The 20,220-nt window shown below is 47.3% G+C and carries 16 protein-coding genes and 1 tRNA gene; 11 read left to right on the top strand and 6 right to left on the bottom strand.

Features of this window, described 5'->3' with window-relative positions; all coding sequences use genetic code 11:
• Nucleotides 1-53 precede the first annotated feature (53 nt).
• The 5 genes from ACES2C_RS19865 to ACES2C_RS19845 all read left to right on the top strand — a co-directional run bounded on the left by ACES2C_RS19865 (nt 54) and on the right by ACES2C_RS19845 (nt 8,065).
• A complete protein-coding gene (locus tag ACES2C_RS19865) occupies nt 54-1,310 on the top strand; it encodes a M1 family metallopeptidase (RefSeq protein ID WP_374164794.1) in 1,257 nt (418 codons plus the stop codon).
• Nucleotides 1,311-1,312: 2 nt separating this feature from the next.
• Nucleotides 1,313-1,600 (top strand): hypothetical protein, encoded by a 288-nt coding sequence (locus ACES2C_RS19860; RefSeq protein ID WP_374164793.1) that lies wholly within the window; start codon nt 1,313-1,315, stop codon nt 1,598-1,600.
• A 220-nt stretch (nt 1,601-1,820) separates the two neighbouring features.
• A complete protein-coding gene (locus ACES2C_RS19855) occupies nt 1,821-4,946 on the top strand; it encodes a glycoside hydrolase family 2 TIM barrel-domain containing protein (protein WP_374164792.1) in 3,126 nt (1,041 codons plus the stop codon).
• A 4-nt stretch (nt 4,947-4,950) separates the two neighbouring features.
• Nucleotides 4,951-6,180 carry a DUF2264 domain-containing protein gene (locus ACES2C_RS19850; RefSeq protein WP_374164791.1) on the top strand — a complete coding sequence of 410 codons (1,230 nt, stop codon included), beginning with the start codon at nt 4,951-4,953 and terminating at the stop codon, nt 6,178-6,180.
• Nucleotides 6,181-6,205: 25 nt separating this feature from the next.
• Nucleotides 6,206-8,065 carry a glycoside hydrolase family 2 protein gene (locus ACES2C_RS19845; RefSeq protein WP_374164790.1) on the top strand — a complete coding sequence of 620 codons (1,860 nt, stop codon included), beginning with the start codon at nt 6,206-6,208 and terminating at the stop codon, nt 8,063-8,065.
• A gap of 6 nt (nt 8,066-8,071) precedes the next feature.
• Here ACES2C_RS19845 and ACES2C_RS19840 read toward each other — a convergent pair whose 3' ends face one another.
• Nucleotides 8,072-8,239, bottom strand: coding sequence for a hypothetical protein (locus ACES2C_RS19840; RefSeq protein WP_374164789.1), 168 nt, complete (start codon nt 8,237-8,239; stop codon nt 8,072-8,074).
• A gap of 155 nt (nt 8,240-8,394) precedes the next feature.
• On the opposite strand from ACES2C_RS19840, the gene ACES2C_RS19835 reads away from it, so the two are divergent.
• The 3 genes from ACES2C_RS19835 to ACES2C_RS19825 all read left to right on the top strand — a co-directional run bounded on the left by ACES2C_RS19835 (nt 8,395) and on the right by ACES2C_RS19825 (nt 10,608).
• Nucleotides 8,395-8,468, top strand: a tRNA-Ala gene (locus ACES2C_RS19835).
• Nucleotides 8,469-8,957: 489 nt separating this feature from the next.
• Nucleotides 8,958-10,043, top strand: a complete 1,086-nt coding sequence (locus ACES2C_RS19830) for a hypothetical protein (protein WP_374164788.1) — start codon at nt 8,958-8,960, stop codon at nt 10,041-10,043.
• 346 nt (nt 10,044-10,389) lie between these two features.
• Complete coding sequence (locus ACES2C_RS19825) at nt 10,390-10,608, top strand: hypothetical protein (protein ID WP_374164787.1); 219 nt, start codon at nt 10,390-10,392, stop codon at nt 10,606-10,608.
• 29 nt (nt 10,609-10,637) lie between these two features.
• On the opposite strand, the gene ACES2C_RS19820 is transcribed toward ACES2C_RS19825, so the two are convergent.
• Both ACES2C_RS19820 and ACES2C_RS19815 read right to left on the bottom strand, forming a co-directional pair.
• Nucleotides 10,638-10,844, bottom strand: a complete 207-nt coding sequence (locus tag ACES2C_RS19820) for a hypothetical protein (protein ID WP_374164786.1) — start codon at nt 10,842-10,844, stop codon at nt 10,638-10,640.
• A gap of 54 nt (nt 10,845-10,898) precedes the next feature.
• Nucleotides 10,899-11,765: a PfkB family carbohydrate kinase gene (locus tag ACES2C_RS19815; protein ID WP_374164785.1), complete on the bottom strand. Its 867-nt coding sequence runs from the start codon at nt 11,763-11,765 to the stop codon at nt 10,899-10,901.
• Between the two features lie 220 nt (nt 11,766-11,985).
• On the opposite strand from ACES2C_RS19815, the gene ligD reads away from it, so the two are divergent.
• Together ligD and ACES2C_RS19805 are read left to right on the top strand one after the other, a co-directional pair.
• Nucleotides 11,986-14,037 (top strand): DNA ligase D, encoded by a 2,052-nt coding sequence (ligD, locus tag ACES2C_RS19810; protein WP_374166994.1) that lies wholly within the window; start codon nt 11,986-11,988, stop codon nt 14,035-14,037.
• Nucleotides 14,038-15,016: 979 nt separating this feature from the next.
• On the top strand, nt 15,017-15,310 hold the full coding sequence (locus ACES2C_RS19805; RefSeq protein WP_374164784.1) for a GNAT family N-acetyltransferase: 294 nt from the start codon (nt 15,017-15,019) through the stop codon (nt 15,308-15,310).
• Here the strand turns inward: ACES2C_RS19805 and ACES2C_RS19800 are convergent, their stop codons facing one another.
• Nucleotides 15,311-16,759, bottom strand: coding sequence for a PQQ-dependent sugar dehydrogenase (locus ACES2C_RS19800; protein WP_374164783.1), 1,449 nt, complete (start codon nt 16,757-16,759; stop codon nt 15,311-15,313).
• Nucleotides 16,760-16,818: 59 nt separating this feature from the next.
• On the opposite strand from ACES2C_RS19800, the gene ACES2C_RS19795 reads away from it, so the two are divergent.
• Nucleotides 16,819-17,886, top strand: coding sequence for an alpha/beta fold hydrolase (locus ACES2C_RS19795; RefSeq protein WP_374164782.1), 1,068 nt, complete (start codon nt 16,819-16,821; stop codon nt 17,884-17,886).
• Between the two features lie 97 nt (nt 17,887-17,983).
• Here ACES2C_RS19795 and ACES2C_RS19790 read toward each other — a convergent pair whose 3' ends face one another.
• Together ACES2C_RS19790 and ACES2C_RS19785 are read right to left on the bottom strand one after the other, a co-directional pair.
• Entirely contained in the window at nt 17,984-19,156 is a 1,173-nt protein-coding gene (locus ACES2C_RS19790; protein WP_374164781.1) for a glycosyltransferase family 2 protein, read from the bottom strand.
• Nucleotides 19,153-20,076, bottom strand: a complete 924-nt coding sequence (locus ACES2C_RS19785; RefSeq protein ID WP_374164780.1) for a glycosyltransferase family 2 protein — start codon at nt 20,074-20,076, stop codon at nt 19,153-19,155. The genes ACES2C_RS19790 and ACES2C_RS19785 overlap by 4 nt, the downstream gene beginning before the upstream one ends.
• Nucleotides 20,077-20,220: the final 144 nt, after the last annotated feature.

The following is a 20,220-nucleotide window of genomic DNA, read 5'->3' as shown; positions in this document are numbered from 1 at the left end:
CTTTGGCAAGATGTACTGCTGCACCCGAAGATGCAACGATAATTATTTGTTTGATGAAATATTTTGCTGCGATATTTTTCGCAATTGCTAGTCCTTTTTTTGCAACAGCTCAGCTGATGCAGGTAAAGGAAACATTCACGAGAGCCGACTCACTGCGCGGCAATCTTACGCCTGCGCGGACCTGTTATGATATTAATTACTATCATTTGGATGTAAAGCTGGATGTAAGCAAACGATTCATCAGCGGATCGAATTTGTTCAGTTTCACGGCGACGCAGGATTTTCAGTTGCTGCAGTTTGATCTTTTTGACAATCTAAAGGTTGAAAAGGTAGAGTATAATGGGCAGTCGCTGTCCTTTAAAAGAGAGTTTAATGCTGTCTTTGTTACTTTTCCTTCTGTTATCAGAAAGGGAAGCAGAGAGAACTTTACGGTGTTTTATTCCGGCTACCCCACGGTAGCTAAGAATGCTCCATGGGACGGCGGGATCATGTTTTCGAAAGATGAAAATGGAAAGTCCTGGGTGGTCACAGCCTGCCAGGGAGTGGGAGCGAGTATCTGGTGGCCCAACAAGGATCACCAGGCCGATGAGGTGGATAGCATGCTGATCAGTGTGACGGTTCCTCCGGGACTGCAGGACGTATCAAACGGACGCCTGCGTAAGGTGAGCGATGTGGGAAAAGGCTGGAAGAAATATGACTGGTTTGTCTCTAACCCTATTAACAATTATTGTGTAGCCCTTAATATCGGCGACTATACGCATTGGTCGGACGTGTATCAGGGAGAGAAGGGGCCGCTAACTCTTGATTACTGGGTTTTAAAGGCCAACAGGGAGAAGGCGCAGAAGCAATTTGGGGAAAATGTAAAGCCGATGCTCAAGGCGTTTGAGCATTGGTTTGGGCCATACCCGTTTTATGAAGATGGATATAAGCTGGTGGAAACCCCTCATTTGGGCATGGAGCATCAGAGTGCCGTGGCTTACGGTAATAAATTCAGGAATGGCTACATGGGCCGTGATCTGTCCGAAACGGGATGGGGCCTGAAATGGGACTTTATTATAGTGCATGAGAGCGGGCACGAATGGTTCGGGAATAACATCACTTCGAAAGACCTGGCGGATATGTGGATTCATGAAAGTTTTACCAACTACTCCGAGTCGCTGTTTATCGAAAGTCTTTACGGCAAGCAGGCCGGACAGGAGTACGTAAACGGAACACGCGGCAGTATTCAGAACGACCGGCCGATCATTGGAACTTACAACGTCAACAAAGAGGGCTCCGGAGATATGTACTACAAGGGGGGAACCTCCTGAACATGATCCGGGCGATTATCGGGAATGATGAAAAGTGGCGCAGCATCCTCCGGGGACTGAATAAGACCTTTTATCACCAAACCGTGACCGCGGGCGACATCACCTCTTATATCAGCCGTGAGTCGGGCATAGATTTCAGCAAGGTGTTTCAGCAATACCTTCATCTCCGGACATTACCGGTGCTTGAAGTGAGATTTGTAGATGAAAAGCCTTTTTGTCGCTGGGTTTCGGAAGTTGACGGCTTTGACATGCCGGTGCGCGTGAGGGTAAAAGGGGAGAATACAAAGTGATCAATCCCAGCACATCCTTTACCAGCCTGGACCTGCCAGGGGTCAACAGGACGAACTTTGAGGCCGATACCTTCAACTTCTACATTGGCGTATTAGTTGACTAGCAGGTAACTTTTCAGTTGCAGACGAATTTACCCCCTGCCGATAAGAATTTTCCCCTGTTCTGATTGAGGAAGAATGTCTTTATTTGTATTCAAGACCAATTTGACATTCGCTCATTATGAAGAAATCTTTTTTGCCGGGAGTAATGCTCTTATCCTTACTCACCCTAAACCTGAAGGCTCAGCAGAATGACTGGGAAAATCCTTCTTTGATTGACCAGAATAAAGAAAAACCGCATGCCACTTTTATGCTGTTTGACAAGGCTCAGGATGTAAAGGCCGATGACTATAGCCGATCTCCTTATTACCAGTCGCTAAATGGCAAGTGGAAATTCGTGTATGTTGCAAAGCAGGCTGACCGTCTCAAGGACTTCTTTAGACCTGATCTCGATGACTCGCACTGGTCTGAGCTTCCCGTTCCTTCGAACTGGGAGATGAAGGGCTTTGGTATTCCAATCTACACCAACATCACTTATCCGTTCCCTAAAAATCCTCCCCTGGTAGGTGAGGATAATCCGGTTGGTACCTATCGCAAGGAGTTTACCGTGCCCGCCAACTGGGATGGGCGTGAAGTGATGCTGCAGTTTGGTTCTATAACAGGCTGTGCTTTTGTTTATGTGAACGGGCAAAAAGTGGGAATGACAAAAGCATCTAAGTCGCCCGCGGAGTTCAATATTACCAAATACCTCCGTGCCGGACAAAATTTGCTGGCGGTGCAGGTGTTCAGGTGGCACGATGGAAGCTATCTGGAAGATCAGGACTTTTGGAGGATCAGCGGGATTGAGCGTGATGTTTGCCTGTACTCAGTGCCGAAACTGACCGTTTGGGATTTTTTCCTGAAAGGTGATCTTGATGAAAAATATAGAGATGGACTGTTTTCGGGCACTGTAGACCTGCGGCAATTTCCTGGCAATCAAATGAAAGCAGTTAGTGTCGGTCTGGAAATTTCCGATCGTTCAGGAAAGGTGGTGTTTAGGAGTGATAAGCCAGTTCAGATAGGAAGCGACTCGGTACATACCGTCCATTTTGGCGGAACCGTCAGTAACCCCCTTAAATGGAGCGCCGAAGCCCCTAACCTCTATCATTGCATCATTACGACAAAAGACAGCAAGGGCGCTTTACTGGGGGTAACAGGAGCGATAATTGGATTCAGGAAGGTTGAAATAAAAGATTCGAGACTGATGGTCAACGGTGTACCCGTGTATGTGAAGGGTACGAACCGGCACGAGCACGACGATGTGAACGGACATGTGCCTTCAAGGGAACTGATGCTGAAGGACATTCAGCTGATGAAGCAGTTTAATATCAATGCAGTAAGAACGAGTCACTATCCAAATGATCCGCTGTGGTATAAACTCTGCGATGAATACGGATTATATCTGGTAGATGAGGCAAATATTGAGACGCACGGGATGGGGGCCGAATGGCAGGGATGGTTTGATAAGTCCAAACATCCGGCTTATCTTCCTCAATGGGCGCCAGCACATCTTGATCGCATTCACCGGCTGGTGGAGCGCGATAAGAATCACCCTTCGGTGATCATCTGGTCGCTTGGCAACGAGTGCGGCAACGGGCCGGTATTTCACGATGCGTACAAGTGGATCAAGCAAAGAGATAATACCAGGCTCGTGCAGTTTGAACAGGCCGGCGAGAATGAAAACACAGATATTGTATGCCCGATGTACCCGGGCATCAAATGGATGCAGGAGTACGCGTCGGCTAATAAGCCGAGGCCGTATATTATGTGCGAGTATTCTCACGCCATGGGAAACAGCAACGGGAACTTTCAGGAATACTGGGATATTATCAGAAGCAGCAAGCAGATGCAGGGCGGTTTTATCTGGGACTGGGTAGATCAGGGAATGCGTACCTCTACGAGGGATGGAAGAACGTTCTTTGCCTATGGAGGCGACCTTGGAGGTTATCATTTGCAAAATGACGAGAACTTCTGCGCAAACGGGCTGGTTGCTGCTGACAGAACACCTCATCCCGGGCTTTATGAAGTGAAGAAGGTCTACCAGGACGTTCTTTTCAGCGCGGTTGATGTACCGAAGGGCATTATAGCGGTGGAGAACCTCTTTGATTTCACTAACCTTGATCAATATCAGTTTAAATGGGAACTGATGCGTAACGGAGAGAAATTGAAGGAGGGCAGCTTTGTTGTAAAGCTGGCTCCCCATCAGAAGACAAACGTGAAGCTTGCCGTTCCTCAGTTTAAGCTTTCTGAAGGCAGTGAGCTATACCTCAACGTATACGCCTACACCAAAAGGGCCACGGACCTTGTTCCTGCAGGACATGAGATTGCGCGGGAGCAGTTTACGAGTGCGGGTTCCTACTTTGCCCGCCAAGCTGATGCAAGGGGTACGCTGAAGGTGGAAAGGGACGGCGACCGGATTAAGTTTAGCGCGGGAGAAGTGCAGGGCGAGTTTAACGCCCGGGATGGAAGGTTTACCCGCTTTGCGAAGGGAGACAAGAACTGGACCTTGATGCAGTTCCCGCAGCCATACTTCTGGAGGGCGCCGACTGACAACGACTTCGGCAGTGACATGCCAAACAGGCTCGGGGTCTGGAGAACTGCTCATGTGAATGCGAATGTTAAAAATGTGAACGTGGGTAAGCAAATTGAAGCCGGATTGCCCATTAAGGTTGAATACGAATTGAGCAGCATCGGGGTTCCTTATAGTATTGAATATTTAATTCAGAATGATGGTTCGGTCAGGGTAACGGCGGCTATCGATATGACCGGAAGAGAGCTTCCTGAGCTTCCCAGGTTTGGAATGAGGATGGCGCTTCCTGAACAATACGACGATCTTGCCTACTATGGCCGTGGTCCCTGGGAAAACTACAGCGACCGCAAGACTGCATCGTTTATCGGGCAGTATGCCGATAAGGTTGCCAATCAGTACACGGAAAGCTATATCCGGCCTCAGGAGGCCGGATACAGAACGGATGTAAGATGGTTGAAGTTAACGAACGGAAGCGGGCAGGGACTGCTCATTGAGGGGGCTCAGCCTATTTGCTTCAGTGCTATTAATCACATGGCTGAGGACCTTGATCCGGGATCGACAAAGAAGCAGCAGCATCCCGTTGATATCAAGCCCCGTCGCGGTGTGTTTTTGACGGTTGATCTGAAGCAAAGAGGAGTGGGGGGCGACAATAGCTGGGGAGCGCTTCCGCATGACCAGTATCGGCTGCTTGACAAGAAGTACAGCTATAGTTATACGATGAAGTTGGTTGATAAGTAGAGTAATGAAAAGACTTGGTTTTATACTGGTGTTCTGTATGGTCGTTGTTTCCGTGACAACGGCGCAAAAGAAGAAAGGAAGCATTGCGGACGACCGGACGGTCTGGCTGGAGTACATGATGAAGGTTGCACGTCCTGTAATCAGCAACCTTGCTGAGGGGAAGCTGAAAGCGCAAATGCCCGACGTTCTTTCGCCGACTATAGATAACCGCGAGCACCGCTCTAAGGTAGCGTACCTTGAGGCGTTCGGACGTACCTTATGTGGTATCGGGCCCTGGCTAAACCTGGAAGGGGGACCAGAGAAAGAGGTACAGCTGCGAAATGAGTTTCGGGCAGAGACACTGAAGGCAATAAAAAATGCAGTGGACCCGGCTTCGCCTGATTATATGGTCTGGAAGGGCGGACAACCTCTGGTCGACGCTTCTTTTTTCGCACTGGGCTTGGTACGGTGTCCCTGGCTTTGGGAGCACCTTGACAAAGACGTACAAAAGAGGGTGGAAACTGAGTTGAGAAATACGAGAGCCGCTGTACCGGTGTATTCCAACTGGCTGCTGTTTTCATCCATGATCGAAGTGTTTTTCTGTAAGTATGGACTCGATTATGATCCTGTGAGGATAGACTATGGCGTGCGTGAATTTATGGAGCATTGGTATGTGGGGGATGGGATGTTCTCTGACGGTATGCAGTTTCATCTCGACTACTATAACAGCTATGTGATACAGCCTTATTTAGCAGCAACTTTTGAGGTGATGAACAAGTCGGCATCTTATCGTGCTTATGCCGCTAAATTTGAAGCAATAAGCAAGCGCTATGCTGAGATCCAGGAGCGGATGGTAAATGCCGACGGGTCTTTCCCGGTTACGGGACGATCGATCGTCTATAGGGGCGGGGCATTTCATCAGCTCGCCGACATGGCATCGCGAGGTAAGCTGCCTGCCTCTCTTGATCAGGGGCAGGTTCGTGCTGCCCTCACAGCTGTAATAAGAAAGACCCTGGATGCGCCCGGGGCCTTTGACAGCAAAGGATGGCTAAATCTGGGGCTTTACGGTAATCAGCCTGGCCTGGCCGACCGATACATCACTACAGGAAGTCTCTATCTTTGCTCCACCATCTTTCTCCCGCTGGGCCTTGGCGCTGACGCCCCCTTTTGGAAGAAGAGCTCACGACCCTGGACATCGTTAAAGGTGTGGACAGGAAAAGATGCAGAGCCTGACCATGCAATGGACCTGAAATGAAGTTGAACTAATTGAACAACGAAATATGAATCGTATCTATACCCTGGCGATAGCCTGCTGCTTTCTTTTTCTCCATCATCCTGCTGTTGCCCAGACGGACCTGATCACCAATATTTCTGCCCGTCAGGCCTTCAGTCTGAATGGGCAGTGGCAATACATCGTCGATCCTTACGAGACAGGTTTTTATGACTACCGCTTTAAGGAGCGCCGAAAGTCAGATCCCGAAGCGTATTGGAACACGGACGTTCAGAGAAATAAACTAGATCGAAAGGAACATGGTTTCAATGACCGGTACACCCTGCAGGTGCCGGGGGACTGGAACTCGCAGAAACCAGAGTTTCTCTATTATGAGGGTACAATCTGGTACAAAAAAAGCTTTGACTATGCGCGAAAGAGCCGCGGCAGCAAGGTCTACCTTTACTTTGGAGCTGTCAACTATAAAGCTGACGTTTATTTGAACGGCACCAAGCTAGGCTCGCATAAGGGAGGCTTTACTCCTTTTAACTTTCTGGTTGCTGATAGTATCTTAAGGGAGAACGGGAACAGGCTTGTTGTCAAAGTGGACAACAGGAGGTTTAAGGACGAGGTGCCCACTCTTAACACAGATTGGTGGAACTATGGAGGGATCACCAGAGATGTTTCTCTGATAGAAGTTCCGCCTGTCTTCATTCGCGATTTTGCCCTGAAGCTTCAGAAGCCTGCCCCTGGTCGGGCGCCAAGGACAAAGAACGCCGACATCGAAGGCTGGGTGGACATAGAGGGAGGAACAGGTGTTCAGCAGAGAGTTCAGCTTGAGATACCCGGGTTGAAGGTTAAGTCGGTTTTTCCGGTGGTAAACGGGAGAGCCCAAATCAGGTTAAAAGCTGGAAGCTTGCAATTATGGTCGCCGGAAAGTCCTAAGTTATACGATGTGTATGTGACTGCGGGTAACGACCGGGTGAAGGATAAAATTGGGTTCAGAACGGTAGAGGCGTTCGGGAAGAAGGTGCTGTTAAACGGCAAGCCGCTCTTTATGCGCGGGATATCCATCCATGAGCAGATCCCTGAAGACGGAAGACGAGCGTACAGCAGGGACGACGCTGAAAAGCTGCTGTCATGGGCAAGGGAAATGAACTGCAATATGGTGCGTCTGGCACACTATCCGCACAACGAGAACATGACGAGGCTGGCAGATTCGCTTGGTTTGCTGGTGTGGTCGGAAATTCCGGTATACTGGACAATCGAGTTCGGCAATGCGGAGGTGTTTGACAAGGCGAAGACGCAGCTGCATGAGATGATTACACGGGACCATAACAGGGCCAGCGTAATTATCTGGTCGGTGGGTAACGAGACGCCGATAAGTGATATGCGGACGGAGTTTATGCGAAAACTAATCGCCGCCGCAAAACAGCAGGACGACAGCAGGCTCATTTCAGCGGCCTTAGAGGTGAACTACAATTCCGGCAAGAATATCAACATGATAGACGATCCTCTCGGTAAGTACGTAGACCTGGTGGCCTTTAACGAGTATTTGGGCTGGTACGGCGGAAGCCCCGACAAGTGCAGGACGACCAACTGGGGCGTGGAATATGACAAGCCTTTGTTTATCAGCGAGACTGGCGCAGGAGCGAGAGGGGGCGTGCATGCCGACAGCCTGACGCTATGGAGCGAGGAGTTTCAGGAGTGGTTTTACAAAGAACAAACGGCGATGCTGAAGAGGATGCCGGAGAACTTTTGCGGAATATCGCCCTGGATACTGGCGGATTTCAGATCACCCAAACGGAACAATATGAATTATCAGGAAGGCTGGAATCGAAAGGGCCTCATCAGTCAGGAGGGCAAAAAGAAGAAAGCCTTTTTTGTCATGAAGAGTTATTACGACGAAATGGAGCGAAAATATAAGTAACTCCTTTTAGCTTGACGTATCGTACTCGGATTGATACGTCAGCTTTCCTGTTTTGTCGACACACAGCCTGCTTGTTTCAGGCTTTCCCTGAGGTCTTTTCCTGGCTCTCAATAGTGTGAGGACGATCAGTGTGAATAAGATGCATGCTTTGACTGCTATGTAGAACGCTTCCATGTTATCATCAATTTAGACGAATTGTGAAAAGCCAATTCTGTGCCAGTCGGGGCGTCGGTAGAATGGGGGGACGGCCGGGATGTTATGTTTACGAGTTTTTTTTAATTCTTTTTGAATTGTTGAGCGAAGCACTATATTTGCACTTCCAAGCAAATGGGGGATTAGCTCAGCTGGCTAGAGCGTTTGCATGGCATGCAAAAGGTCATCGGTTCGACTCCGATATTCTCCACTCAAAAAGAAGCTAAAAAATTAGCTGAAAAACAGGATCTTATAACTATAATGCCATCTTTAGAAACGAAGATGGCATTTTTTATTCGTATCAGGACGTACTTTTTTAATGATGCTCATCATCTTTTTTTGATACTGCCCCGTGCCGACCTTGCAGCGTCTCAACTAATCCGAACAGTAACGGTTCGGGGCTTATGCAAAAATTGAATCAGAATAGTCTATAGAAAACGACGTTGTTGCCACACAGAATGGAGAAATAGCTGTTTTGTACGGCAAGATGAATATGCTGTTCAAGCAACCAGTTTTTGTATTAATTCTCTGCTTACTTCCAAATCTAAATTTCGAGGTCACAACTTGTTCGCCGGAGGGCGTACTTCTGTCACGTAACCTTTCATTTTCTGAAAGCGTAGAACAGGCCGTGAATCCAGTTCCAGGTTTAGTAAGCGGGCCCGACTATTTTAAACATGGCGGAACAATTAATACAGAAGTTATGACATCAAAAGTTTCTCCTATTTTTAAAATCTATGCGTTTGCCTGCCTATGTTTGGTAAACTTTTTGACCACCTCTTGTGAGGTTCCACTTACTACAGAACCTGCTCCTGCCAATTGGGATTTCACCCTTGGAGCGAAGACTGTTATTTCCCAGTCTAAATTTCCTGCAGAGGGTAGAGGTTTTTTTACTGATAGTAATATTCCGGTGGTAAAACTGGGAAGTAAATACTATGCTTTCTGGTCTAGTTACCGAAGCTTTAGAACCGTCGCAACGACTCCGCTACTTCAGAATCATGCAAAGGTGTTAACATCTTCTACTGCAGTATTTGGTGGTCGCCAGCCTGATAATGGTAAATCAAACGGGTTTAACGATGGCGGGATGTGGATGATAGGCGTTGAGAAGCTGAATGATGGTCGCCTTGCCGGATTTTTTCACGCAGAAAGTCACTGGTACCCCCGCTCAACCTACGGATATCTAGCCTACAAATCATTAGGTGTGGCCTATTCCAGTGATAGCGGGAAGACCTGGAGTGCGCCTGTTCAGATCCTTAAGCATCAACAGGATAAACCAGCTACTGCAGCCTGGTCAGGTCTTGGCGACGCATGCGTTATCTATAATAAACTAAAAGGGAGGTTTTATACCTATTACGCTCCTTCTTCCGGTCTGGCAGCTATTTGTATGGCGTCATCCTCAGATCCGACAGGTGCTGCCGGTTCATGGCAAAAATGGTATCGCGGATCTTTTAGTCAGCCAGGGATTGGCGGAGCAGAGTCGGCGATCAGCAATTTATCCAGTAAACCAGGCGGTAACCCATCTGTCCACTGGAACACATACCTCAATAGCTTCGTTATGGCGTGGCACGGTTGGGATGGAAAGATCTATATTTCAACAAGTGCTGATGGCGAGAGCTGGGAGGCACCCCGTTTACTCCTGGAAGACGGCGCTAAGGCATGGTATCCGGTGATGGTTGGTACCTCAGGGACTGAGGGAGGCCAAACACTTACGCTCTATTATGCCTGCGACTTCAAGGCTGATGGAACACGATCTCTGGTTTACCGCACCATTACCTTCAATAAGAAATAAGAGTACTATCAATGTAGCCCCTACTGGCTTATAGATTGCTTTAGTAGTTTGCCTACCATAAGATGATTGCCAATCACAAATTGACAGTCATCTTTTTTATTGTATGCCTGCAAGCTTAGGATCAGCTTTGTCTTAGTCGTCTGTCATCCTTCTTCATTCTGTTGCCGGTTGCTACTAAATTCCAAGGCTTTACCACAAGTGATTTCAGGGTTATCACCGTAGGCTGTATAAAGTATAACCATTCATTCAATGTCCGGCGGTAACGTTACTTAGGTTTTCACCATAAAAGTGGTGCTCGTTAAAACTTTTTCCGGGCTTCCTGCTTTCCTTACTCAAAGGAACGCTTATGAAATATTATCTGGTTACATGGACGGCAGAAAACGACGAAAAGGAGAACTTTTCAGGAAATGCGAGTATGCAGTGGGAGGGACAGGATCCGACGGATGAAGAAATTATCGAGAACATTCAGGCTGAGAACGAAAGTCTGAAAGGCAGTACGATCACCCTGCAGGACAAGCTTGCTTTTGATTCACAGGAAGATCTCGACAACTACGGAAAAATGTAAAACAGAGGGCCAGCCCTCTGTTTGTTTCGTCAGATACTGTTCTGCTGATGTTTCGTGGTGTTGTCGGGGTCGAGCTTCTTAATGGCTTCTGATCCCGAGTTGTCTTTAAAGTGTTTTCCTGAACCTTTCTTGCTTACACTTGGCGCTCCTTTTTGTCTGCTTTCTATAATTTCACCCTTGTGCCGCGTTTTTGAGCCGTCGACTCCCTGGTTTCCGCTGTTACTTTTGTTGCTCATGATCGATGTGTTTTGATGTATGTGATTGATTTTACACCAAACTGTATCGAAATATCATGCCAGAAGAACTTTTTCAACCTCCCCCGGTGTGCCGGTAAACGGGCCGGAAGTTTCGATCTTAAGAGTGGCCATTGCCGCTGCAAATTCTGCAGCTTCGCGGATGCCGGCTCCTTTGCTCTTTTTATACAGGTAGCCTGCCATATAGGTGTCGCCGCAGCCTGTAGCATCAACAATCCTACGCGGTTTATAGGCAGGGATGTCGTAGAACGTTTCGTCTTTATAGATCAGGGAGCCCATACTTCCGAGCGTGATGATCACCTCTTTTACTCCCATTTCGGCGAGAGCTACAGCTCCCCGCCGCAAGTCAGAAGTTCCCGTTAAGACTTCCGTCTCGTATTCATTAGCTTTCAAAATATCAAGACCTGCAAGCGCTCTCCTTTTTTCAGGCCAGTCAACGGGAAGTACCTGTTGATTTTCAACTTTCCGCAGGTAACCCTGAGCATCGAGAGACACGATGCCTTTGCCCGCAGCGGCATGGATGAGTTCCAGGGGAATGTCGTCCGCCAGCAAGGGACCGAGGTGGTAGATCTTCGCATCTATTCCCTCGATGTGGGTCGACTTGAAAGGGTCTGCCTTTTGTGTGACACGCTGGGTCCTGTGGTCGGTATTCTCTCCATAAATGTTCTCAAAGCACACCGTATGACTGCTTTCTATGCATTTTACCCGAATGCCTTTTTTCTTTAGTTCGGAAACAATGTATTCCTCTTCTTTACCTAAAGCCGTCAGCAGAGCGTATTGAATATCAAATTGTGCAAGTGCATTAGAGAAATAAAAGGAAGTACCTCCCGGCATGTGGGCTTCGGAAGAGGGGGTTATTACTTTGTCCAGCGTAATGTGGCCAACACAGCAGATATCTACCATTCTGATTTTTATTGAAAAGAGGATAAAGGTAAGAATAAAGATTGAAGCGCTCTGGGGCAGGGGCGTGCAAACTATTTATGGAAGACGCAGGTTTAGTAAAAACTATGGCTGGCAGTAAGAACAGAAAAAAGACGAAGCTTTGGCGAAGCAACTGGAGCCGTTGAAAGGAAAAGCTTCTTTTTTGGGGAGCGAAGGCGATAAGCAGGACGCTCTCCGGGCAATGAAGTCTGCTGCTCTAGCAGCAGAGGGTGCGGATGACAATGTGGATGACATTCTCGCAAGGGCGCCGGAGGGCGATTTCCCGCACGAAATAAAGCCGATGCTGGCTACCCTGACCGATGCGCCTTTTGACGACCCCGACTGGGTATATGAGGTAAAATGGGACGGCTACCGCGCTCTTGCATTTGTCAGAAATGGCGAGGTAGAACTTATGTCGAGAAACCGGAAGTCATTCAACGAGAAGTTCTATCCCTTGCACAAGGCTATATTGAAATGGAAATTCAATGCCGTGTTAGACGGAGAAATCATGGTGCTGAAACAGAATGGAGTGTCGAACTTTTCGGCCTTGCAGAATTGGAGAAGCGAAGCTGACGGAGAATTGGTCTTTTACATCTTTGACATTCTATGGTATGGAGGTAAGAACCTGATGGAACTGCCTCTTCGTGAAAGGCAGGCGGTATTGAAAGCCGTTCTTCCACAGGGTGAAGACAGGATCAGGATGAGTCAGATCTTCCAGGCCAGCGGTACCGAGTTCTTTGCGGCGGCGCAGAAGATGGGGCTGGAAGGGATCATGGCTAAAAAAGCCGATAGTAGCTACGCTCCTGATTTTCGGTCGAAAGAGTGGCTGAAAATTAAAGTACACCAGCGCCAGGAAGTTGTTGTAGGCGGATTCACCCGTAACGAAGGTACTTCAAAACTCTTCAGCTCTCTTTTACTTGGCGTATTCGAGGACGGCAGCTTTCAATATGTCGGGAAGGTGGGGACAGGCTTTTCCGATAAACTGCAGAAGGAAATGATGTCGCAATTTAAACCCTTGATTACCCGGGAAAGCCCGTTCATTCATACTCCTGACTATAACAAGCCCTCACGGTTTCGTCCTAATCCACCCAAGGCGAATGCCACCTGGCTCCGGCCCGAACTTGTGTGTGAGGTTAGTTTTACGGAGGTGACGGAAGACGGGGTGTTCAGGCATCCCTCTTTTGAAGGAATGCGGACGGATAAAAGAGCTTCTGAAGTGGTGAGAGAGAGAGCAGCGCATACGAGCGAAGTCTTGCAAGAGAACTCTTCGCTGGTTAAAGAGAATCTGATCAGCGCACCTGCAGACAGGAGCAGAAAGACACTGCTCAATCCTAAGGACGAGACGCAAGTGCGGAAGATTTGCGGACACAGCCTTAAATTTACTCACCTTAGTAAACTTTACTGGCCTGCCGATGGTGTAACCAAGCGCGATCTGTTTAACTATTATTATCAGGTAGCGGAGTATATGATGCCTTATCTGAAAGATAGGCCGCAATCGCTCAACCGCTTTCCCAATGGAATTGATAAGCCCGGTTTTTATCAGAAGAATGTGAAAGATAAAGCGCCGGACTGGGCTGAAACCTTTCCTTATGTGACGAGCGAGGGGGAACATAAGGAGTTCTTTGTGCCTAAAGATGATGCGAGCCTTCTTTGGATGGCCTCCCTGGGCTGCATTGAGATGAATCCCTGGTTCTCGCGTGTTCAGTCGCCCGACCACCCTGATTATTGTGTTATAGACCTTGATCCGGATCAGAATACGTTTGAGCAGGTGACCGAGGCTGCCAGGGTCGTGAAAGAGGTATTAGATGCAATCGGGGTTCCTTGCTGCTGTAAAACCTCGGGATCCACAGGGATCCACATCTACATTCCCATGGGGGCAAAGTATACCTATGATCAGTCGCAGCTGTTTGCCCGTTTGCTGGTGCATATTGTCCACGATCAGATACCGGCTTACACGAGCATCGAGCGGCAGATCAAAAACCGGAAGGGAAAGATGTATCTCGATTTTCTTCAGAACAGACCAGGTGCTACGCTTGCCGGCCCATACTCACTCAGGCCAAAGCCTGGCGCGACCGTTTCTATGCCTCTTCATTGGGAAGAAGTGAAACCAGGATTAAAGATGAGTGACTTTAATATTTTTAATGCTGTGGAACGTCTCAAAGCTGAAGGAGATCTTTTTGCAGGCGTGCTGGGCGAAGGCATAGATTTGGAGGAGGCGGTGTTGAAAGCGAAGAGCGTGTTCCGCACGGGTTGAAATTGTCTGAGTTACAAGTAGTAAGTTATAAGTTATAAGTTATAAGTTATAAGTTATAAGATTTACTGATCGTATATCAATAAAATTGGAAAGGATAAGTGAAAGAAAAGTAGCGCAGCTTACTATTTATAATTTACGTCAGATATTGGTTCTTATAAAAAGAGCCGGGTTATACCCCGGCCCTACATCTACCTATGAAAAACACGTCCTTTGGGAGGACTTCTTTGTGTACGGATCGGCATAGGGAAAGTTTCAGATATTGGAAGATTTTTTAGAAAAGAGTCTCCGGAGGAGTTTGAGCACCATCTCAGACATTGGCCAGCGCGCCGCAAGATAAAATGCAGCCCCTTTAGGTCGCTGCAACGGATGGAGGACAACGGAAAAGGATTGTTGGACTAGTAATAATTGTATTTTTTCGATAGAAGTAATTGAGATTCGTGCTGGAAAATGGGTTGAAGTTTGCTGAATCTGGGTACATCGTTAATAATAACTGGTGTTGAATAGACCGGGAACAGATGGATGCCGCAAATAGAAAAATAGAGCCGGGAGAACCCGGCCCTATATCTACTTATGAAAAACATGTCCTTTGGGAGGACTGCATGTTTATACTGTCGGGATTGAATAAAGGTTACAACAAATAATAAAAGATCGCTATATTTATTTGAAGATAAAAAAAGAGCCGGGTTGTACCCCGGCCCCACATCTACCTATGAAAAACACGTCCTTTGGGAGGACTTGTACTTTTATACTGTCTATGATATAAAAAGGTTACAGCAAAAGATGAATTTTAGAAAAAGATTCATAGCTGTACACAAACCGGGATGAAAACTAGACGCATGTTCTTTCCCTTCATAAAAAAAGAGCCGGGTTGTACCCCGGCCCTACATCTACCTATGAAAAACACGTCCTTTGGGAGGACAGCTTTTTATACTGTTCTTCTTTTTAAAAGTTACAGGAAAATCACATAATTTTAAATAGCATGGACTTTACCAATATCCCTTTAAATAACAATGAGGATCAACAACAGTATGAGCTCGTCATAGAAGGCGAACGATCATTTGTTGAATATGAAATCAGAGACAATGTGATCTATTTAACTCACACCGAGGTACCTGAAGAACTGGAGGGCCGTGGAGTGGCCTCAGCCATGGTGGAGATGATCATGCAGGACATTGAGAAGCGCGGACTGCAGCTGGTGCCTTACTGTTCTTATGTTCGGGTATTTCTGAAGAGGCATCCGGAATGGAACCGGCTGCTGAAAAATAGTGAGTAGCTATTCCTCCTGAGGTATGAGTTTGTAAATGGTACCAGGGCTTTCAACAGCAATATAAATATAGCCGTCGGGTGCCATTCTAACGTCCCTTACACGCCCTATATTCTTAAAGAGCGCTTCTTCTTTTATGACACTGGTGCCTTTGAGCACCGACCGGTTCAGATATTTGAACCTCAGAGAGCCGCTTAGCAGGTTGCCGGTCCAGCTCTTGTACCGGTCGCCGGTTACAAAGGCCATTCCGCTTGGCCCTATTGATGGTATCCAGTAGTGGAGTGTCGGTTCTATGCCTGGCAAGGCGCTCACTTTGCTGATGATCTGCCCGTTATAGTTGATGCCATAGGTTGCCAAAGGCCACCCGTAATTTTTGCCCGCCTTTATTAAGTTGATTTCGTCTCCTCCGCGGGGGCCGTGTTCGGTTTCCCAGATTTGTCCGGTAGCGGGATGTACGGTGAGGGCCTGGGGGTTACGGTGTCCGTACGAGTAGATGCTGCGCTGTGCACCTGTCCTATTATAGAAAGGATTATCAGCAGGAACGCTGCCGTCGCTTTTGATTCGGTGTATTTTGCCCAGGTCATTCCCCTTAATCTGCTGAGGATTCTCCTTTTCGTTCCCTCTTTCACCTACCGAGAAGTACAAATAGCCATCCTTCCCGAATACCATTCTGGAACCGTAATGGTGCTGAGTACGCGAGTAGGGAAGGGCAACAAAAATGTCTTTCTGCTGGCTTAAGCGATCACCGTCCAGTCTGGCTTTCATTATAGCGGTAGTGGCAAGAGTAGCGCTGCCCTCACGCTTAAACTTGGAGTAAGAAAGATAGATGATGTGGTTCTGGTCAAATGAGGGGTCGAGGATAACATCCATGAGTCCCCCTTGTCCCCGGTTCAGAACTTCAGGTCCTCCACTGACAGATACAAGCTTCTTGTTGCGCACGAGGTAAATAGATCCGTTTCTGTCGGTTGTTAAAATTTCGCCGGAGGGCAGGAAAGCCATGCCCCATGGCACATCCATTCCGGTTGCGACAGTATCTAAACGAATTGTCATTTCTTCTGTCCGGAAGATTGATGATGTGGGCTTGTCGTTAAAGCTATACCGGTTCACATTTTTGATCCCCCGCAGTATATAATCGGCAAGCTGGAAGATCTCTTCGTCGTTAAATGTTTTTTCAAAAGCAGGCATGCCTTCGTCGGGGTGCCCCTTTTTAATCGACGCAAATAAGTCACGTCGTGAGCTGCCGAACTTCCATCTTCTGTCGGTAAATGCGTCCATCTTTTCGCCATGGCAACCCGAGCAGTAGGACTGGTAGGTCTTTGCTGCTTTTTGAAAGGAGGTGTCAGCTGCCTTAACAGAGGTGTTCGTTCCCTTGTGCACGGTGTTCCATGCTACGCTAATAAAAGAGCCGGCGAGGATCAGAATAGAAGTAAAAAGAACAGCAGGTGTGTACTTATTCATTGGTATGGAATTACTAAGCGTTTAACAAAGGTAAAGAGCAGAATGTGAAGCTAAATATAATGAACGAAAACTTATTAAAAGGAAATCGGGTACTCTCTTTTGACGAAAAACGTAAGATGATGACGGTTGTAAAGATAACATCTATTTTAATGTTGCTGTTGGGCAGGTATATACTAAGCCCGCTCGTTTCATCTACCGCAAATAAGCGGAAGCCGCGGCGCTTAAGACAGGGGAGAGCTGAGCTTGTCCTGTGCGAAAGCGGCAATACCTATTATGTTGAGAGGGAGGGCGCAGCGGACCTGCCGGTCCTGGTGTTTATTCACGGCCTGAATTCCGACAGTACGCAGTGGCTTTACCAGCGCTTTTTCTTCAGAAGAGCTTACCATCTGGTGTTTATTGATCTACCCGGTCACGGGAGATCGCCGTCTGCTGTCGATCTATCAATACGTACGCTCGCATCGGATCTGCATGAGATGCTGCTGACGCTTCGAATTGAGAGGCCATATCTGTACGGCCATAGTATGGGTGCCAACGTAGTACTTGAGTACAGTGGCAGGGGCGCTGCTAAGATCGGTCTTAGTGGTATTATTATCCACCAGTGTTCATACACCAATCCGCTTCGTACTTGTCTTGGTGCTAGGTTATTCACTGCTTTAGAATCCCCGGTTATCCTGCCTTTTTTAGATTTTGTAATGCGCTATAGCAAGATCCTATGGGTGATCAGCTTTATTCAATATCTCAGCGGCTACACTTGTCTGCTGTTCCGGTATCTGTTTTTCTCGGGGAAGCAGAGCAGTGAGGAACTTCTGTTCATAAGCCGTCTTGCGGTTGGCTGTTCCCCCAGGACAGCGGCCTGTGGTTTACTGGCTTTGATGAAGTTCGAAGCGCGCGCCTATCTGACGACGATAAGTTGTCCCACTCTTGTACTGGGAGGGGAGAAGGACCGGCTGGTAAGACCTCATGCAAGCTCATTTATTGCTGAACAGATAAACGGTGCAAAGGTTGTGCTTCTGAGGGAAGGCCATCAAGACCTGATAGAAAGCCCAGATGCTCTTAACTATGCTGTCCAAAAGTTTATCGTTGAAAGTTCATCGCAAGGTATGAAAGCCGACGAAGCCCGGAATTAGCACTGTCATGCAGGGAAACCTGTGGAACTGAGGATAGTAGGTCTAACTTCACCGTGTTCACGCGAAGAACTTCAACTTAAACTGCAGTCGGTCTCTGCTATTTTCTGCGAGACTTTTCCCAGGAAGCGCTTTGTTTGCCCCTACAGAAGCGAATGATGCCAGCTCCTATTGCGTAATTCATCACGCAGAAATAGTACGGAATGAAGAATACTTTGACTCGCAGCTGCCTTGTTTCGAGGAGGAAACCGGCAAAGGCCAGAGAGTAAAATAGTAATTGTCCGGCCAGCAAGGCATTGTACAGAATAGAGCCGTCCTGAGCGGACAGTCCTATGTTTAGTGCAAAGACAAGTATCAAAAGAAAGGGGGTGACCGTCCATCTCAGTACGCGGTGGCTGATATATTGAAAGCTGAGGGTACGGTACTTGAAGATGTTTAAAAGAGCTTTCAACCAGATGATGGACTGAATTCCTCCCGCTGCAATGCGGACCTTTCGTTTTAGCTCCTCCGATACGTTCTGCGATGCTGTTTCTACAGCATAAGCATCAGGCTCATATGTGACCCGGTAGCCTTCCTGGGCTATCCGCATAGAAATCATAAAATCGTCGAGGATGGCATCTGCGCTTACCGGTTGATACAGGTCCGTTCGTACACTGAATAATTCTCCCGCCGCTCCCATTGCTGAGTGAAGCTCTGAGTCCCATCTTTTGAGCGTTGATTCATATTTCCAGTAGAAACCTTCTCCGGCTGTAGCCGCATCAGCCTCTCCCGTGGTCAGGATCCTTTTTTCACCAGCCACCGCCCCAATAGCAGGATCCGAGTAGTGGCGGCAGATATAAAGGAGTGCGTCAGTATTGAGGAACGTATTTGAGTCGGTAAAAACGACGACATCTGAATTGACAAATTCCATTGCCCGGTGAATAGCTGCTATTTTTCCTTTTCTTTCTGGCTGGTGTAAAAGATGAACTTGTGGAAACTTTGCAAGGATCACCGGTGTGGAATCCGTTGATCCGTCGGTTATAAAGATAATTCGCAGCTTGCCTGCAGGATATTTTAAAGCAAGCGTGTTCTCTATTTTATTTCTGATGTATCCTTCTTCGTTATAAGCTGCCACCACGAGCGTGCAGGAGGGAAGCTCGCCGGCCGAAGTCGGAGGAGCCTCTCTTTTTCCTTTAAATATCCGGCGTATCAGGATGAGAATGTAGAGAAGGATACCATAGCCGACAAAAGTGTAAAAAATGATAAAAAGTGACGTCCAAAAGAGAGATTTCATTTAATTGTATTAACAGGATATCCGGTGTCCTTACTCTCTGTACTATGGCTCATATTCCATTTAATAGCTTTCAGAAGGTAAGGAACAAGGTCCGTCCTTTTTTTCGAAAGATAGGAGAATAGGTTACGGGGAAATACAATAAAACTGAAATATATTGTAAAAATAACCTTCTGAAAAGGTTTGGCATGCTTCCTTACAAAGAGGATTCTGTTCCTGTTCATAAAGTATTCTTTTAGCGCGCTGGAGTTGCCGACTGATATCGACTCCTTGTGAAAGATCAGTCCTCCCGGATCAACCCATATCTCAAAGCCGGCTTTTCTTATTCGTTCGCACCAGTCGAGTTCTTCATAGTAAAGGAAAAAGTTCTCAGCCATTACTCCTGCTTTTTCAATTGCTGTTCGTCGTACCATCATTGCAGCTCCATGAATGTAGGCAGTCGGCCGTGCAGGGCCGTCATATTGGCCTGAATCCTGCTCTTTCCAGCCAAGGCAGCGGTTTCGGCCAGTGTAAAAATTCATTGGAGTGAACCCGATGTACTGAATGAGTTGCGGCTCGCTGAAATAGTGGATCTTAGGTGACAACATGCCAATCTGCGGGCGCTCGTCCATCGTTTTTAGCATCCGTTCTATAAGGCCCGGCGTTAATTCGGTATCATTGTTAATAAAGAATAGATATTCACCCTTTGCTTCTTTTATTCCAAGATTATTTCCTCCCGCGAAACCCAAATTGTGCTCTGACCGTATAAAGATGACGTCAGGATAATGAACCTGCCACTCAGGCACGGCGTTAAACTTGCTGCCGTTGTCAACAACGAGAATCTCGCAAGAGTAAGAGGCGCCTGTAGAAATTATGGACTCAAGAAGTGCCTCTGTAGTCTGTTGCTGATTGAAGTTGACGGTAATGATAGAAGCTTTCTTCATACAGTTTATTATAGCAAGGCAAGATAAAATAAAATGGCGTGTTTGAAAAAGAAAACCTCTGGATTAGGAAACCATAAGACATGTGTGTTGCAAGGCCAGATTTCTTTTTTTACCGGCTTCCGAAGCGTCGTGAGAGGTCTCATT

The organism is Arcticibacter sp. MXS-1 (assembly GCF_041902385.1).
Lineage (GTDB): Bacteria > Bacteroidota > Bacteroidia > Sphingobacteriales > Sphingobacteriaceae > Arcticibacter.
The sequence above is the reverse complement of the archived record's forward strand: the minus strand, read 5'-3'. Positions and strand labels throughout refer to the sequence as shown.

Excerpts from the sequence above, each read along its gene's own strand:
- ACES2C_RS19865 (WP_374164794.1), top strand. The coding sequence starts at position 54 with ATGAAATATTTTGCTGCGATATTTTTCGCAATTGCTAGTCCTTTTTTT.
- ACES2C_RS19850 (WP_374164791.1), top strand. The coding sequence starts at position 4,951 with ATGAAAAGACTTGGTTTTATACTGGTGTTCTGTATGGTCGTTGTTTCC.
- ACES2C_RS19855 (WP_374164792.1), top strand. The coding sequence starts at position 1,821 with ATGAAGAAATCTTTTTTGCCGGGAGTAATGCTCTTATCCTTACTCACC.
- ACES2C_RS19860 (WP_374164793.1), top strand. The coding sequence starts at position 1,313 with ATGATCCGGGCGATTATCGGGAATGATGAAAAGTGGCGCAGCATCCTC.
- ligD (WP_374166994.1), top strand. The coding sequence starts at position 11,986 with ATGAAGTCTGCTGCTCTAGCAGCAGAGGGTGCGGATGACAATGTGGAT.
- ACES2C_RS19845 (WP_374164790.1), top strand. The coding sequence starts at position 6,206 with ATGAATCGTATCTATACCCTGGCGATAGCCTGCTGCTTTCTTTTTCTC.
- ACES2C_RS19795 (WP_374164782.1), top strand. The coding sequence starts at position 16,819 with ATGAACGAAAACTTATTAAAAGGAAATCGGGTACTCTCTTTTGACGAA.
- ACES2C_RS19790 (WP_374164781.1), bottom strand. The coding sequence starts at position 19,156 with ATGAAATCTCTCTTTTGGACGTCACTTTTTATCATTTTTTACACTTTT.
- ACES2C_RS19820 (WP_374164786.1), bottom strand. The coding sequence starts at position 10,844 with ATGAGCAACAAAAGTAACAGCGGAAACCAGGGAGTCGACGGCTCAAAA.
- ACES2C_RS19825 (WP_374164787.1), top strand. The coding sequence starts at position 10,390 with ATGAAATATTATCTGGTTACATGGACGGCAGAAAACGACGAAAAGGAG.
- ACES2C_RS19830 (WP_374164788.1), top strand. The coding sequence starts at position 8,958 with ATGACATCAAAAGTTTCTCCTATTTTTAAAATCTATGCGTTTGCCTGC.
- ACES2C_RS19805 (WP_374164784.1), top strand. The coding sequence starts at position 15,017 with ATGGACTTTACCAATATCCCTTTAAATAACAATGAGGATCAACAACAG.
- ACES2C_RS19840 (WP_374164789.1), bottom strand. The coding sequence starts at position 8,239 with ATGGAAGCGTTCTACATAGCAGTCAAAGCATGCATCTTATTCACACTG.
- ACES2C_RS19800 (WP_374164783.1), bottom strand. The coding sequence starts at position 16,759 with ATGAATAAGTACACACCTGCTGTTCTTTTTACTTCTATTCTGATCCTC.
- ACES2C_RS19815 (WP_374164785.1), bottom strand. The coding sequence starts at position 11,765 with ATGGTAGATATCTGCTGTGTTGGCCACATTACGCTGGACAAAGTAATA.
- ACES2C_RS19785 (WP_374164780.1), bottom strand. The coding sequence starts at position 20,076 with ATGAAGAAAGCTTCTATCATTACCGTCAACTTCAATCAGCAACAGACT.